1 protein-coding gene and 1 pseudogene are annotated in these 16,222 nt (G+C 74.4%); both read right to left on the bottom strand.

Going from position 1 to position 16,222, the window contains the following annotated elements:
* Positions 1 to 29: 29 nt before the first annotated feature.
* Positions 30 to 4,766, bottom strand: a pseudogene (locus PXH83_RS28885) (type I polyketide synthase); the annotation flags it as partial.
* A 59-nt stretch (positions 4,767 to 4,825) separates the two neighbouring features.
* Positions 4,826 to 16,213, bottom strand: coding sequence for a type I polyketide synthase (locus tag PXH83_RS28880; protein ID WP_274564289.1), 11,388 nt, complete (start codon positions 16,211 to 16,213; stop codon positions 4,826 to 4,828).
* Between the last annotated feature and the right edge of the window lie 9 nt (positions 16,214 to 16,222).

Genomic DNA, 16,222 nt, shown 5'->3' with positions numbered 1-16,222 from the left:
ACCGGCCGGCACACACCGGTACGGGGGGGTTACTGCTCTGGTGCTCCGCCGCGGGTGGTCCCCGCTTCGGTGGACCCGTCGTTCGCCGGCGCGCCGTCGGCCGGTCCGGTGCCGCCCGTCGCCAGCCGGACGAGGGCATCCGCGTCGAGCTCGTCGATCTCGGCGTCGTGGGCAGCCGGCTCCGGTGCGGGTGGCGACGCGTCGTTCCCGCCTGTGCCGGCCGGGCCCGGCGCGCCGCCCCGTTCGGGGTCGCTCGCGCCGGTCAGCTCCTCCAGCAGCGCGTTGCCGAGCCGGTCAACGGTGGGGTGGTCGAAGATGATCGTCGCGGGCAGCACGAGCCCGGTCGCCTCGGCCAGCCGGCCGCGCACCCGCACCGCGGCCAGCGAGTCGAAGCCGAGTTCCTTGAAGGCGACGTCGTGGCCGATACGGCCGATCCCGTCGTGGCCCAGGACCTCTGCCGCCACCGTGCGGACCAGGTCGACCAGCACCTTCGTGCGCTCGCGCGGGGTGAGTGCGGCGTCGATGCGGCGGCGCAGATCGTCCGACGCGCCGACGGTGGGCTGGGCCGCCCGCAGCGCGCGGACCTGGGGGATGCCGGAGATCAGGGGGCTGGGCCGGAAGGCGGTGAACCCGGTGACGAAGTGCTCCCAGTCGATGTCGGCGACCGTGACACAGGTGTCGTCCTGGTTCAGCGCCGTGTGCAGGGCCTCAATGCCCGACTCCGGTCGCATCGGGGCGAGTCCGCGCTCGGTGTAGAAGTCCCTGACGCCGTCGCCCGCGCCCATGCCGCCGCCGTCCCACAGGCCCCAGGCGACGGAGGTGGCGGGACGGCCCTGCGCACGACGCCGCTCCGCCAACGCGTCCAAATGCGCATTGGCCGCCGCATACACCGACTGCCCCCCACTCCCCCACACCGCCGCACCCGACGAGAACAACACGAACACATCCAGATCCACACCCGCCGTCAACTCGTCCAGCAACTCAGCCCCCACCGCCTTACCCGCCAACACCCCCGCAGCCTCCGCCAACGACACCTCACCCAACGCCGACACCTGAGCCACACCCGCCGCATGAAACACCCCACACAACGGCACCCCCAACCCCTCCACCACACCCAACAACCCCACCACCGACGCACGATCCGCCACATCACACGCAACGAACGTCACCTTCGCCCCCAAACCCACCAACTCCCGCTCCAACTCCACCGCCCCCGGCGCCCCACCACCACGCCGCCCCGCCAGCACCACATGCTCCGCACCCCCACGCGCCAACCACCGCGCCACATGACCACCCACACCACCCAACCCACCCGTCACCAACACACACCCCCGCGGCCGCCACGAACGCCGCCTCACACCAGGCGCAGCCGGCAGCATGCGGCGGCCGAACAGCCCGGATCCGCGAATCGCCACCTGGTCCTCACCGCCGCGGCCGGAGACGACAGCGGCCAGACGCCGCCAGTCACGCCCGCCCGGCTCGGCCGGCAGATCCACCAGACCGCCCCACTGCACAGGCGCCTCCAACGCCGCCACCCGCCCAAGCCCCCACACACGCGCACCCATCGCACACGGCACCTCACCCGGCCCGACCGCCACCGCACCCCGAGTGGCCACCCAGACCCGGGCTTTCGGTGCGCCGTCCGTCACGGCCTGGGTCACGAGCAGCACGGCGGCCGTGCCCGGGTCGAGCGGGAAGGCATCGGCCGGTGCGGCGTCCGCTGCCCGGCCGGGTAGCACCAGTACGCCCGCCAACCCCTGCGGGCCCGCGGCGAGTTCGGCCAGCCGCTCGGTGAGGGCGACGCGCGCGACCTCGGCCGGATCCAGCGGACAACGCTCCACCACCGCGCCGGCCGTGCCGAGTGCCGTTGCCGCGGCGTCGGCCTCGTCCGGCGCAGCGCCGGGGAGCTCCACCAGCAGCCAGCGCCCGGACGGCGCACCGGAACCGCCGGTCTCCAGGGCGGTCCAGGTGACCCGGTAGCGCCAGGCGGCGGACTCGTCGGCGGGGGCCTTGGCGGTGCGCCGGCCGACGGCGGTCGGCAGCCAGAACCGGTCACGCCGGAAGGCGTACGTGGGCAGGGGTACACGGCGGGCGCCGGCGCCTTCGAAGAGGGGGCTCCAGTCGACCCGTACTCCATGGGCGAACGCGGCGCCCACCGAGGCGCGGAACCGGTCCAGGCCGCCGGAGCCGCGGTGGAGGGTGGACAGCGCGGTGGCGTGCACGCCCTCGGCCTCGGCGATCTCGTCGATCGAGGAGCCCAGCAGGGGGTGCGGGCCCATCTCGACGAAGGTGCGGTGGCCCTGGCGCAGCAGCGCCCGCAGGGTGGACTCGAACTCCACCGGTTCGCGCGTGTTCCGGTACCAGTACGCGGCGTCCAGACCCTCAGGGTCGTGTGCTCCGGCGGTCACGGTGGAGAAGAACGGCAGCCGGGCGGCGGTCGGCCGGACGTCGGCGAGCGTGCCGAGGAGCTCGGTGCGGAACTGCTCCACCTGCGGCGAGTGGCCGGCGAAGTCGACGCCGGCGAGGGGCCAGCGCAGTACCCCGTCGGCGGACAACCGGACGCCGAACTCCTCCAGCGCCTGCGCGTCACCGGCCACGGTGACCGAGGCGGGGCCGTTGACCGCGGCGACAGAGATCCGCTCCGCCCAGGGCTCCAGCAGCTCGCGGACCCGGTCGGCCGGGGCCATCACGGAGACCATGCCGCCGTTTCCGGCCAGTCGCCCCCACAACCTGCTGCGCTCGGCGATCACCCGGGCCGCGTCGTCGAGGGACAGGGCGCCTGCCGCGTAGGCGGCGGCGACCTCTCCCTGGGAGTGGCCGACGACGGCGGCGGGCCGTACGCCATGGGCCTCCCACAGCGCCGCGAGGGAGACCATCATGGTGAACAGCGTCGGCTGGACCACGTCCGCGCGGTCGATCGGCGGGGCGTCGGGGCCGCCGCGCAGTACGTCGAGCACCGACCAGTCGAGATGTGCTGCGAGCGCCCGCGCGCACTCCTCGGCCTTGACGCGGAAGGCCGGGGCCGACTCCAGCAGTTCGGCGCCCATGCCGGTCCACTGGGAGCCCTGCCCCGGGAAGACGAAGACGGGGGGCCGGCCGCTGCCCGCCTCGCCGACGGCGACGTCGACGTCCCTCCTGCCCTCCGCCAGCGCGGTCAGCCGGGCGATCAGCGACTCCCGGTCGTCGGCGAGGACCGAGGCCCGGTTCGAGAGTGCGGCACGAGTGGTGGCGGCGGAGTAGGCGGCGTCGGCGGCGGTGATCTCCTCGTGGTCGGCCAGGTGTGCGGCGAGCCTGCGGGCCTGCTCGCGCAGGGGTTGCGCACCGGCGGCCGACAGCGGGAGGACGGTGGTGGGGGAGACGGGCGGCTCCTCGGGTTCCTCGGGTTCGGCCCGGGCGGTCGGCGCCTCCTCGACAACGATGTGGGCGTTGGTGCCGCTGATGCCGAACGAGGAGATCGCGGCCCGGCGCGGGCCGTCGGCCCGCTGCGGCCAGGGCCTGGCCTCCGCGAGCAGCTCCACGGCTCCCGCACCCCATTCGATCTTGGACGAGGCGGTGGTGGCGTGCAGGGTGCGGGGCAGCGTGCCGTGCCGCATCGCCTCCACCATCTTGATGACACCAGCCACACCGGCGGCGGCCTGCGTGTGCCCGATGTTGGACTTCAGCGACCCCAACCACAGCGGGTCGCCCGCCCGTTCGCGCCCGTAGGTGGCCATCAGCGCACTGGCTTCGATCGGATCGCCCAGCGGTGTGCCCGTGCCGTGCGCCTCGACCGCGTCCACGTCGGCGGGAGTCAGCCCGGCATCGGCCAACGCGTCGCGGATCACCTTCTGCTGGGCCGGACCGCTGGGCGCGGTCAGGCCGTTGCTGGCGCCGTCCTGGTTGACGGCGCTGCCCCGCACCACCGCCAGTACCGGGTGGCCCTTCTTCTGAGCCTCCGACAGCCGCTCCACCAGCAGCATTCCGGCTCCCTCGGCGGGGCCGAAGCCGTCGGCCGCCTCCGCGAAGGCCTTGCAGCGGCCGTCGGGGGCGAGCCCGCGCTGCCGGGAGAACTGAGTGAAGAGGGCGAAGTCGGCGATGACCGTGGCGCCGCCGGCCAGTGCGAGGTCGCACTCGCCCCGGCGCAGCGACTGCACTGCCAGGTGCAGTGCCACCAGCGACGAGGAGCAGGCCGTGTCGATCGTCAGCGCCGGGCCCTCCAGGCCCAGGGCGTAGGCGACCCGGCCCGCGGTGAAGCTGACGATTCCGGCCAGGAGCTGGGCCTCCAGCTCGGCTTCGAGCCCCTCGACGCCCTTCTGGTAGCCGCTCTCCCACGCCCCGGCGAACACGCCGGTGCGGCTGCCGGCCAGGGACTGGGGGTCGAGGCCGGCCCGCTCCAGTGCCTCCCAGGACGTCTCCAGCAGCAGCCGCTGCTGGGGATCCATGGTGAGCGCCTCGTTGGGGGAGATCCCGAAGAGGCCGGGGTCGAACCGGTCGGCCCCCTGCACGAAGCCCCCCTCGCGGCAGTACGTGGTGCCGGGCGTGTCGGGGTCGGGCGAGTACATCGCCTCCACGTCCCAGCCGCGGTCGGCCGGGGCCAGGCTGACGGCGTCGGTCCCGGCGAGCAGCAGGTCCCACAGTTCGTCCGGGCTGCGGACGCCGCCGGGCAGCCGGCAGGCCGCCCCGACGATCGCGATCGGCTCGTGGGCCCGCTCGTCCAGGGTGCGCAGCTGCTCGGTGGCCCGGTGCAGCTCGCCCGTCACGCGCTTGAGGTAGGCGCGCAGCTTCTCTTCGTTCGCCATGGTGGTACTTCCCTTCGAGGACTGGCGACGGGGCGCCGAACCAGTGGTCACGACGCGCCGTACCGCTCGTCGATGAACGCGAAGATCTCGTCGTCGTCGGCGGTGCTCAGGACGTCGGCGATGTCGTCGTCGACGCCGGCCGCGCCGTCGTGCAGGGCGCGCCAGCGGTCGGCGAGTGCGTCCAGGCGCAGGGCGACCTCGGCGCGGGCGTCGGGGGCGGGTGCGACCGCCGCGAGACCTTCGGGGGTGAGGGCGGCCAGGGCCTCCTCGATCCGGTCGAGTTCGGACAGCAGCGGTGCGGTGGTGGGCGGCCGCTGGGGCGCCAGCAGGCCGTCGAGGTGCGCGGCCAGCGCAGCCGGGGTGGGGTGGTCGAACACCAGGGTGGCGGGGAGCCTGACCCCGGTGACCGCGCCCATCCGGTTGCGCAGTTCCACGGCCGTGAGCGAGTCGAATCCGACCTCGCGGAACGGCCGGTCGGAGCGGACCTCCGCGGCGGAGCCGTGGCCCAGCACCGCGGCCACGTGTTCGCTTACCAAGCTGAGCAGCTGGTCGTGGCGTTCTTCGGCGGAGAGCCTGGCCAGCCGTTCGGCGAGCGGCTCGCCGGTGTGCCCCGCGTCCGGTGTCGGGTACGGGCCGGCGGCCGGGGTTGCGGACCCGGCGGCCGGGGCGGGTCCGACGAGGTCCGACAGCAGAGCGGGGACTGTTCCGGTGGCGCGCAGCGCGGCCGGGTCGAACCGCATGGGGATCTGCACGGCCTCGTCCACTCGCAGGGCTGCGTCGAACAGTGCGGCGCCCAGGGTCGCTGACAGGGGAGGGAAGCCGTTGCGGGCGAAGCGCCGCTGGAGGCTCTCCTGGTCCAGTCCGCCGGCCATCCGGCTGGTGTCGGACCACAGTCCCCAGGCCAGCGACACCGCGGGGAGGCCGAGGGCCCGCCGCCGGACGGCGAGGGCATCGAGCGTGGCGTTGGCCGCTGCGTAATTGCCCTGCGCCGGGCTGCCCAGCAGACCGGCGCTGGAGGAGAAGAGGACGAATGCCGACAGGTCGAGGTCGCGGGTGAGTTCGTCCAGGTGGACGGCGGCCTCCACCTTGGGACGCAGCACGCGCCGCATCCGCTCGGGGGTGAGCGTGGGCAGCACGCCGTCGTCGAGGACGCCGGCGCTGTGCACCACCGCCGTCAGCGGGTGCTCGGCCGGTACGCCGGCGAGCAGCCGGCGGACCGCGTCCGCGTCGGAGACGTCGCAGGCGACGACGGTGGCCGAGGCGCCCAGGGCGGTGAGGTCGGCAACCAGTTCCGCGGCGCCCTCGCCGTCCGGGCCGCGGCGTGCGGCGATCAGCAGCTGGCGTACGCCGTGATGGGTCGCCAGGTGGCGGGCGATGCGGCCGCCGAGGGCCCCGGTGCCGCCGGTGATGAGCACCGTGCCGTACGGGTGCCAGGCGGGCGGCATGGTCAGGACGAGCTTTCCGGTGTGCCTGGCCTGGCTGATGGTGCGCAGGGCGTCCGCGGCCCGGCGCACGTCGTGGGTGACGACGGGCAGTGGGTGCAGCACTCCGGCGGCGAACAGTTCCATCAGTTTCCGCAGCAGTCGGCCGAGTTCGTCGGGTCCGGCCTCGTTGAGGTCGAACGCCCGGTAGCGGACTCCGGGGTGGTCGGCGCCGACCTGCTCGGGGTCCCGTACGTCGGTCTTCCCCAGCTCCAGGAACCGGCCGCCCGGGCGGAGCAGCCCGAGGGAGGCGTCCACGAACTCCTTGGTGAGCGAGTTCAGAACGACGTCGGCGCGGGACGTGCCGTCCGTACCGGCGAAGGCGGTGGCGAAGTCGAGGGTGCGGGAGGAGGCGAGGTGTTCGTCGGTGATTCCCATGGCGCGCAGGACGTCCCACTTGCCGGTGCTCGCGGTGGCCAGCACCTCGGCGCCGAGGTGGCGGGCGATCTGCACCGCGGCCATGCCGACGCCTCCGGCGGCGGCGTGCACGAGCACCTTCTCCCCCGGTCGCAGGTCCGCCAGGGTGACCAGCCCGTAGTAGGCGCTGAGGAACACCGCGGGGACCGAGGCGGCCCGGGCGTAGGACCAGCCGTCCGGGATCGGGACGAGCAGCCGGTGGTCGGCCACGCACACCGGGCCCAGGCCGCCGTTCCACAGGCCGAGCACCCGGTCGCCGGGGGCGACGCCGGTGACGCCGGGGCCGACCTCGACGACGGTGCCGGCGCCCTCGGTGCCCATTTCCGCCTCGCACGGATACATGCCGAGGGCGATGAGGGCATCGCGGAAGTTCACGCCTGCGGCGCGTACGGCGACGCGCACTTGGCCGTGCTCCAGCGGGGCCTCCGCGTCCGGGGCGGGCACCAGCGCGAGGCCGTCGAGGGTGAGGTCGGCGCCTCGGCCGAGCCGCCAGGCGCCCTTCTCCGGCGGGGTGAGCGGCCCGTCCGTGCTGTCGGCGGCCCGCTCCAGCCGGGGTACGTACACCCTCCCGGCACGCACCGCGGTCTGCGGTTCGCCGGAGGCGAGGGCGGTGGGCAGCGCCCTCGCGGACGCCGGGTCGTCGTCCAGGTCCACCAGCAGGAACCGGTCGGGCTCCTCGGCCTGCGCGGAGCGCAGCAGGCCCCATGCGGCGGCCGCGGCCGGGTCGCTCACCTCGGCGTCGCCGCGTACGGCGACCGCGCCGCGGGTGGCCACGACCAGGCGGGCGCCTTCCGGGGCGTCCGGGGCTGCGAGCCGGCGCTGGACAAGGTCCAGCACCTGGCAGGCGACGGCGTGGGCGTCGGCGGCGACATCGCCGGTTCCGGTCGGCACTCCGAACACGAAGGCGTCCGGCGCCGCTTCGCCGGCCGCGGTCGGCAGCGGGCCGTCCGGGCCGAGTGCGTCGGGCAGGTGTGCGTCGGCGGCCTCGGCCAGGCCCAGCACGTCGGGCCCCGCGACCACCCAGCGCACCGAGGAAGCGGCGCCGGCGCCGTTGCCGGTACGGAGGCCGGTGCCCGAGCCGCTGGTGAGCTCCCGCCAGGCGATGCGGAAGAGCGCGTCGGCGCCGACCGGGCGGCCGCCCAGGAGCTGCTCGGGGTCGACCGGCCGCATGAGGAACGAGTCGATCTCGGCGACCGCCCGTCCCTCGGTGTCGGCGCACCGGATGCGGACGGCGTCCTGGGAGACGGGCGAGATGCGCACGTGCAGCCGCTCGGCTCCGGTGCGGTACAGCCGGACGCCGCGCAGCGCGAAGGGCATCCGGATGCGGCCGTCCTCAGGGAAGAAGCCGCCCAGGCTCATGGTCTGCAGCGCCGCGTCCAACAGCGCGGGGTGGATTCCGAACCGTGCCGCGTCGCCCTGGGCCTGGACGGGCAGCGCGACCTCCGCGTGGATGTCGGAGCCGGAGCGGTGCGCGCTCACCAGTCCGCGGAAGAACGGCCCGTAGCCGTAGCCGAGTTCGGCGAAACGCTCGTAGAAGTCGCCGGTGTCCAGTTGTTCGGCGCCGGGCGGCGGGGCTGTCGCCGAGGCGTCCGGCACGTCGGCGGCGTCCTCCGCGGTGAGCAGCCCCTCGGCGTGCAGGGTCCAGTCTGCGGCGCCCTCGGCGCGGGCGTGCACGGCGAAGCGGCGGGCGTCGTCTGCGCCCGGGGCGCCGACGTTCAGCCGCAGCCGGACACCGCCGGACTCGGGCAGCGCCAGGGGTGCGGCCAGGGTGAGTTCCTCGATCCGGCCGGTGCCGGCCTGGCGGCCGGCCCAGAGGGCCAGGTCGGCGAACGCGGCGCCCGGCAGCAGCGCCGCCCCCATCAGTGCGTGGTCGGCCAGCCACGGGGTGGCGTCGGTGCCCAGGCGCGCGGTGTACATCTGAGCGCCGGAGTCGGGCAGTTCCACGCCGCCGCCGAGCAGCGGGTGGTCGGCGGCGTCCAGGCCGAGGGAGGCGGGGTCGTCGCCACGGCTGGTGGGGCTGTACCAGTAGCGCTCGCGCTGGAAGGGGTAGGTGGGCAGTTCCACATGACGCGAGTCGGGGCCGAAGATGGCCTCCGCGTCGATCTCCACGCCGTGGGTGTAGGCGCGGCAGACGGCGACGGCCAGGCAGCGGGGGCCGCCCTGACCGCGACGCAGGGTGCCGAGAACCGCCGCGGAGGCGCCGGCGTCGCTGATCGTCTCCTGGAGGGAGACGGCCAGCATGGGGTGCGGGCTCGACTCCAGGAACACGTCGTGGCCGTCGGCGATCAGGGCGCGGGTGGCCTTCTCGAACTCCACCGGCTCGCGCATGTTGCGGTACCAGTAGTCGGCGTTCAGCTCGGCGGTGTCGAGCAGCCCACCGGTGACCGTCGAGTAGAACGGGATGTCGGAGGATCGCGGCGCGACCGGGGCGAGCACCTCCCGCAGATGCTCCTCCAGCATGTCGACCTGCGGCGAGTGCCCGGCGGTGTCGACGCCGGGGATCGGGCGGGCGTGCACCCCCTCCGCGCTGAGTTCGGCGACCAGCTCTGCCAGGGCGTCCGGGTCTCCGGAGACGGCGCAGGTCTCGGGGCCGTTGACGGCGGCGACGGCGAGCCGGTCGCTCCAGGGCTCCAGCCGGGGACGCAGGTCGCGCTCGGACATGGTCACCGCGACCATGCCGCCCTTGCCGGCCAGCCGCAGCCATGCCTGGCTGCGCAGGGCGACGATGCGCGCCGCGTCGTCCAGCGAGAGGGCGCCGGCGACGTGGGCGGCGGCGATCTCTCCCTGGGAATGCCCGACGACCGCGGCCGGTTCGACGCCCAGCGAACGCCAGGTCTCGGCGAGCGAGACCATCATGGTGAACAACACGGGCTGCACCACGTCGACCCGGTCGAGCGAGGGCGCGCCGGGTTCCCGGCACAGCACGTCCAGTACGGACCAGCCGAGGTGGGGCCGGAGCGCGGCGTCGCAGGCGCGTGCGGTCTCCAGGAAGGAGCTGGAGTCGCTGGAGCGGTCGAACAGCCCGTCGGCCATCTCGGGCCATTGCGAGCCCTGGCCGGGGAAGACGAACACCACCTGGTCGGCGGTGCCGGCGGTGCCCCGCAGCACGAGCGGGTGCGGCCGGCCTTCGACGAGGTCGTCGAGGGCCGCGATCAGCTCCGTGAAGTTCTCGCCGACCACGGCGGCCCGCTGCTCGAAGCGGGTGCGGGTGGTGATGAGGGTGTAGCCGACGTCGGCCGGGTGCAGCTCGGGGTGGGCGAGCAGGTCCGCGCGCAGCCGGCGCGCCTGGTCGCGCAGGGCGGCGTCGTTGTGCGCGGACATCATCAACGGCACGGTCACCTCGTGCCACCACTCCTCGGACCAGACGTCGCCGTCGGCGGCCGGTTCGGGCGCGAGCAGCTCGGGCGCGGTGGGCTCCGGCGGCTCCTCGACGACGACGTGGGCGTTGGTGCCGCTGATGCCGAAGGAGGAGATTCCGGCCCGGCGCAGTCCGTCGGCCCGCTGGGGCCAGGGCCTGGCCTCGTCGAGCAGTTCCACGGCTCCCGCATCCCATTCGATCTTGGACGAGGCGGTGGTGGCGTGCAGGGTGCGGGGCAGCGTGCCGTGCCGCAGGGCCAGCACCATCTTGATGACACCGGCCACACCGGCGGCGGCCTGGGTGTGTCCGATGTTGGACTTCAGCGAGCCCAGCCAGAGCGGGTCGTCGCGCCGGTCCCGGCCGTAGGTGGCGAGCAGTGCGCCTGCTTCGATCGGGTCGCCCAGCGGTGTGCCGGTGCCGTGCGCCTCGACCGCGTCGACGTCGGCGGGGGTGAGCCCGGCATCGGCGAGCGCCTCGCGGATCACCTTCTGCTGGGCCGGACCGCTGGGCGCCGTCAGGCCGTTGCTGGCGCCGTCCTGGTTGACGGCGCTGCCCCGCACCACCGCCAGTACCGGGTGGCCCTTCTTCTGAGCCTCCGACAGCCGCTCCACCAGCAGCATTCCGGCTCCCTCGGCGAGGCCGACGCCGTCGGCCGTCTCGGCGAACGCCTTGCTGCGGCCGTCCGGCGAGACCGCTCGCTGGCGGGCGAACTCCACCAGCATCTCGGGGGTGGACATCACCGTGGCGCCGCCGGCCAGGGCGTAGTCGCACTCGCCCCGGCGCAGTGACTGCACCGCCAGGTGCAGGGCGGCGAGGGAGGCCGAGCAGGCGGTGTCGACGGTGACGGCGGGGCCCTCCAGGCCGAAGACGTAGGAGAGCCGGCCGGACATCACGCTGGCGGAATTGCCGGTTGCGATGTAACCGTCGAAGCTCTCGTCGCCGTCCTGGAGCAGCGGCACGTAGTGCTGCCCGTTGGTGCCGACGAAGACTCCGGTGCGGCTGCCGCGCAGCTCCACCGGGTCGATGCCGGCCCGTTCGAAGGATTCCCAGGAGGTTTCCAGGATCAGCCGCTGCTGCGGGTCCATGGCCAGGGCCTCGCGGGGGCTGATGCCGAAGAAGCCGGGGTCGAACTCGGCCGCGTCGTGCAGGAATCCGCCTTCGCGCACGTAGGTGTGGTGTCCGGGTGAGCCGGGGTCGGGGTCGTAGAGGGCTTCGTTGTTCCATCCCCGGTCGGTCGGGAACGGGGTGATGGCGTCGACCTCGCCGGTCAGCAGGTCCCACAGGTCCTCGGGGGACTGGACCCCGCCGGGCAGCCGGCAGGCCATGCCGATGATGGCGATGGGCTCGTCCGTCTGTGTCGGGGTCTCGGGGCCGGTCCGGTCGGCGGTGTCGCCCCGGCCGAGGAGTTCCTCGCCGAGGTGGCGGGCGAGCGCGGCCGGGTTGGAGTGGTCGAAGACCAGGGAGGTGGGCAGCTTGAGGCCGGTGGCGGTGCTGAGCCGGTCGCGCAGCTCCAGGGCGGTCAGCGAGTCGAAGCCGAGGTCGCGGAAGGCGCGGGCGCTGTTCACCGCGTCGCCGGAGGACTGCCCGAGGACGGCGGCGGCGTGGGCGCGGACCAGCCGCAGCAGGGTGACGTGCCGCTTGTGGCCGGACTGCGCGGTCAGTTCGCGGACGAGTTCGGAGGTGGTCGAGTCGCCGTTGCTCGGGGCGAGTTCGACCGCGCGCAGCCGCTGCACGTCCGGGATGTCGTCGAACAGTACGGCGGGGCGCACCCAGGTGTAGGAGGCGGCGAATCGGTTCCACTCGACGTCGGCGACCGCACCGCAGGCGCTGCCGCGCTCCAGCATGCGGCGCAGGGTCCGCACTGCCTCGTCCGGGTCGAGGGGGGCCAGGCCACGCCGGTTGAGGAACTCCGCTTCGGCGCCGTCGGCGGGCGTGCCGCCGGCCCAGGGGCTCCAGGCCACGGAGAGTGCGGGCACTCCGGCGGCGCGGGCGCGTTCGGCCAGCGCGTCGAGGTGCGCGGTGGCGGCCGCGTAGCAGCCCTGGGCCGCGCCGCCCCACACGCCGGAGACCGAGGAGAACAGCACCAGCGCATCGAGGCCGGCGGCGGGCGCCAGGTCGACCAGGTGGCCGGCGGCCGTGGTCTTGGCGGCGAGGGCGGTGGCGATGTCGCCGGGCGCCGTCTCGTTCAGCGGGGCCAGCGGTACGAGCGGCGGGGCGTGCACGACGACGGAGGGCGCGTGCTCGCCGAGCAGGCCGGCCAGGGTGGTGCGGTCGGTGACGTCGCAGCGTACGGGGACGACGGAGGCTCCGGTGAGTCCGGCGGCGGCGGCCTGTGCGGGGGCGTCGGGCCCGGCCAGCACCACGCGGTCCGCGCCGTCCTCCAGGAGGGAGCGGATCAGCCGACCGGGCACCGTCGTGATGTCGCCGGCGATGAGGACGGTGCCCCGGGCGCGCCAGGCCGGGGAGCCGGCGTCGGCCGGGTTCCGCAGGACGCGGCGGCCGAAGACGCCCGCCATCCGGATGGCGATCTGGTCCTCGCCGCCGGGTTCGGCGAGGACGCCGGCGAGGCGGTCGAGGACCCGGGCGTCGGGCTGCGCGGGCAGGTCGATGAGGCCGCCCCACACCTCGGGCAGCTCCAGCGCGGCCACCCGTCCCAGGCCCCACAGTTGGGCTCCGGCGGTGCACGGCAGTTCGTCGGGGGCGGTGGCGACCGCGCCGCAGGTGACGGTCCACAGCGGTGCGGTGCTGCCGAGGTCGGCCAGGGCCTGGACCAGGGCGAGTGTGGCGGTGACTGCGGTGGGCACGGCGGGGTGGTCGGGCCGGCCGTCGGTGCACAGTCCGAGCAGCGAAACGGCGCCGGTGACGGCGGTGTCGCCGTTGATTGCCGATTCGAGCAGGCCGAGCAGTTCGGCGCGTCCGGTGCGGGCCGGGTCGACGGCGATGCGGCGGACCGTTCCGCCGAAGGAGGCGATCGCCTGTTCCACGGTGTCGGCGAGGGCGGCGTGCTGTTCCCCGGTGGGCACGATCAGCAGGCGCAGGCCCGGGCGCCAGCCGCCGGTGGCGGAGCGCAGCCCCTTCCACTCGACGTGGTAGCCGAGCCGGTCGCCGGACTCCGGGGCGCCTTCGCCGGTTTCGGCGGTCTTCGCCCGGTCGGGCCGGGCGGAGCCGACCCAGTAGCGTTCGCGCTGGAAGGCGTAGGTCGGCAGGTTCACCCGGCCGGCCCCGGGGTGGAGCGTGGCCCAGTCCACCGGTACGCCGACGACCTGGGCCTCCGCCGCGGAGGTGAGGAAGCGCCGCAGACCGCCCTCGTCGCGCCGCAGCGAGCCGACGGCCGGTACCGCGGTGCCGACGCTTTCCACGGTCTGGCGTACGCCGACGGTGAGGACGGGGTGCGCGGAGCACTCCACGAACGCGTCGATGCCGTCGGCGAGCATGGCGCGCACGGTCGGCTCGAAGCGCACCGGGAGCCGCAGGTTGCGGTACCAGTAGTCGGCGTCGAGGGCGGCCGTGTCGAGGAGCGCCGCCTCGACGGTGGAGTAGAAGGGCACGTCGCCTCTGTACGGCCGGACCGGGGCGAGGACGGTGGCGAGCTCCTCCCGGATGCTCTCGACGTAGTGGGAGTGGGAGGCGTAGTCGACGTCGATGCGGCGGACTCGGGAGCCCTCGGCCTCCAGGGCGACCAGCAGCGCCTCCAGGGCGCCGGGCTCTCCGCAGACGACGGTCGACCCGGGGCCGTTGACGGCGGCGATCTCCACGCCGCCGGCGAGCCGTGCCTCGACATCGGTCGCGGGCAGGGCCACCGAGGCCATGCCGCCTCGCCCGGCCAGTTCGCGGGCGATGACCTGGGAGCGCAGGGCCACGATCCGGGCGGCGTCGTCCAGGGAGAGCGCGCCCGCCACGCAGGCCGCGGCGATCTCGCCCTGGGAGTGGCCGATGACGGCGGCGGGTTCGACACCGAGGGATCGCCACAGCGCCGCGAGTCCCACCATGACGGCGAAGGTGGCCGGCTGGACGACGTCGACGCGGTCGAGGCCGGGCGCCCCGGGCGCGCCGCGCAGTACGTCGCTGAGGGTCCAGTCCACGTACGGGGAGAGCGCGCTCTGGCAGAGCTCCAGTTCGGCGGCGAAGGCCGGGGCCGTGTCCAGCAGTTCGGCGCCCATCCCGGCCCACTGGGAGCCCTGGCCGGGGAAGACGAAGGCGACCCGGCGGATGTCCGCCGCGGTGCCGTGTACGGCGTCCGGGGTGGTCTCGCCGGCGGCGAGGGCGGCGAGGGCGTCGACCGGGGCGCCGTTGTCTCCGAGCAGCACGGCGCGTTGGGTGAGGGCGGCGCGGTCGGCGGCCAGCGCATGGCCGATGTCGGTCGGCGAGGTGTCGGGGAGGCGCTCAAGGTGCGCGCGCAGGCGTGCGGCCTGGGCGCGCAGGGCGGGAGCGGTCTCGGCGGACAGCGGCCAGACCACGGTGGAGGGGGTCGCGGGCGTGTCGCCGGTCATGGACGCTTCGTCCGGTGCGGACGCGGGGCGAGGAGCGGACGCGTCGCGTGGTGCGGACGCGTGGCCTGGCGCGGACGCGACGCGTGGTGCGGACGCATGGCCCGGCACGGACGCGACGCGTGGTGCGGACGCATGGCCCGGCACGGACGCATGGCCCGGCACGGACGAGACACTGGTTCCAGCCGCCGCGCCTGCCGCGGGTACCTCACCTGTCACAGGCGCGTCGCCGGTCACGGGCTCCTCGCCTGCCACAGGTGCGTCACCGGCTGCGGCTGCGCCGCCTGTTGCGGTCTCGGCGGGCGGTTCCTCGATGATGACGTGGGCGTTGGTGCCGCTGACGCCGAAGGCGGAGATCGCAGCCCGCCGGGGACGGTGCTCGCGCTGCGGCCAGGGCCGGGCGTCGGTGAGCAACTCCACGGCGCTCGGGTCCCATTCGACCTTGGCCGAGGGTGCGTCGACGTGGAGGGTGCGGGGCAGCGTGGAGTGCCGTATCGCCTCCACCATCTTGATGACGCCGGCGGCTCCGGCGGCGGCCTGGGTGTGCCCGATGTTGGACTTCAGCGAGCCCAGCCACAGCGGGTCCCGGCCCTGGCGCTCACTTCCGTAGGTGGCCATCAGCGCACCGGCCTCGATGGGGTCGCCCAGAGGGGTGCCGGTGCCATGCGCCTCCACCGCGTCCACGTCCCCCGGGGCCAGTCCGGCATCAGCCAACGCCTCGCGGATCACCTTCCGCTGGGCCGGACCACTGGGCGCGGTCAGGCCGTTGCTCGCGCCATCCTGATTGACCGCACTCCCCCGCACCACCGCCAGCACCCGATGCCCATACCGACGAGCATCCGACAACCGCTCCACCAACAACACACCAACACCCTCGGCCCACACAGTGCCGTCCGCACCCTCCGCAAACGCCTTGCACCGCCCGTCCGACGCCAGCCCACGCTGCCGCGAGAACTCCACGAACACCGTCGGCGTCGCCATCACCGTCACCCCACCGGCCAACGCCATGTCACACTCACCCCGCCGCAACGACTGCACCGCCAGATGCAACGCCACCAACGACGACGAACACGCCGTGTCCATGGTCACAGCGGGGCCCTGCAGGCCGAGCGTGTAGGCCACCCGGCCGGATGCGACGCTGCCCGCGGTGCCGAGGCCGAGCTGTCCGCTGGGATCGGCGGCGGTGCCGACCTGGTGGCTGCCGTAGTCGTGGTACATCACGCCGGTGAAGACTCCGGTACGGGTGCCGCGCAGCGAGTCCGGCACGATCCCGGCCCGCTCCAACGCCTCCCACGACGTCTCCAGCAACAACCGCTGCTGCGGATCCATCGCCGCCGCCTCACGCGGCGAAATACCGAAGAACTCCGCATCGAACTCGGCCGCCTCGTGCAGGAAGCCGCCCTCCCGCACGTAACTCTTGCCCGGCACGCCCGGCTCCGGGTCGTACAGCCCCTCGGCGTCCCAGCCGCGGTCCGCGGGGAACGGGGAGATCGCGTCCGTACCGGCGGCCACGAGGTCCCAGAGGTCCTCCGGCGACGCCACACCGCCCGGGTAGCGGCACGCCATGCCCACAATCGCGATCGGCTCACGACTCGCCGACTCGACTTCGCGCAGCCGCTCGCGCGCGCTGTGCAGGTCGGCCATCGCGCGCCGCAGGTACTCCCGCAACTTCTCCTCGTTCGTTGCAGACACGGTTCTCCT

It is taken from the genome of Streptomyces spiramyceticus (genome assembly GCF_028807635.1).
GTDB lineage: Bacteria > Actinomycetota > Actinomycetes > Streptomycetales > Streptomycetaceae > Streptomyces > Streptomyces spiramyceticus.
The sequence above is the reverse complement of the archived record's forward strand: the minus strand, read 5'-3'. Positions and strand labels throughout refer to the sequence as shown.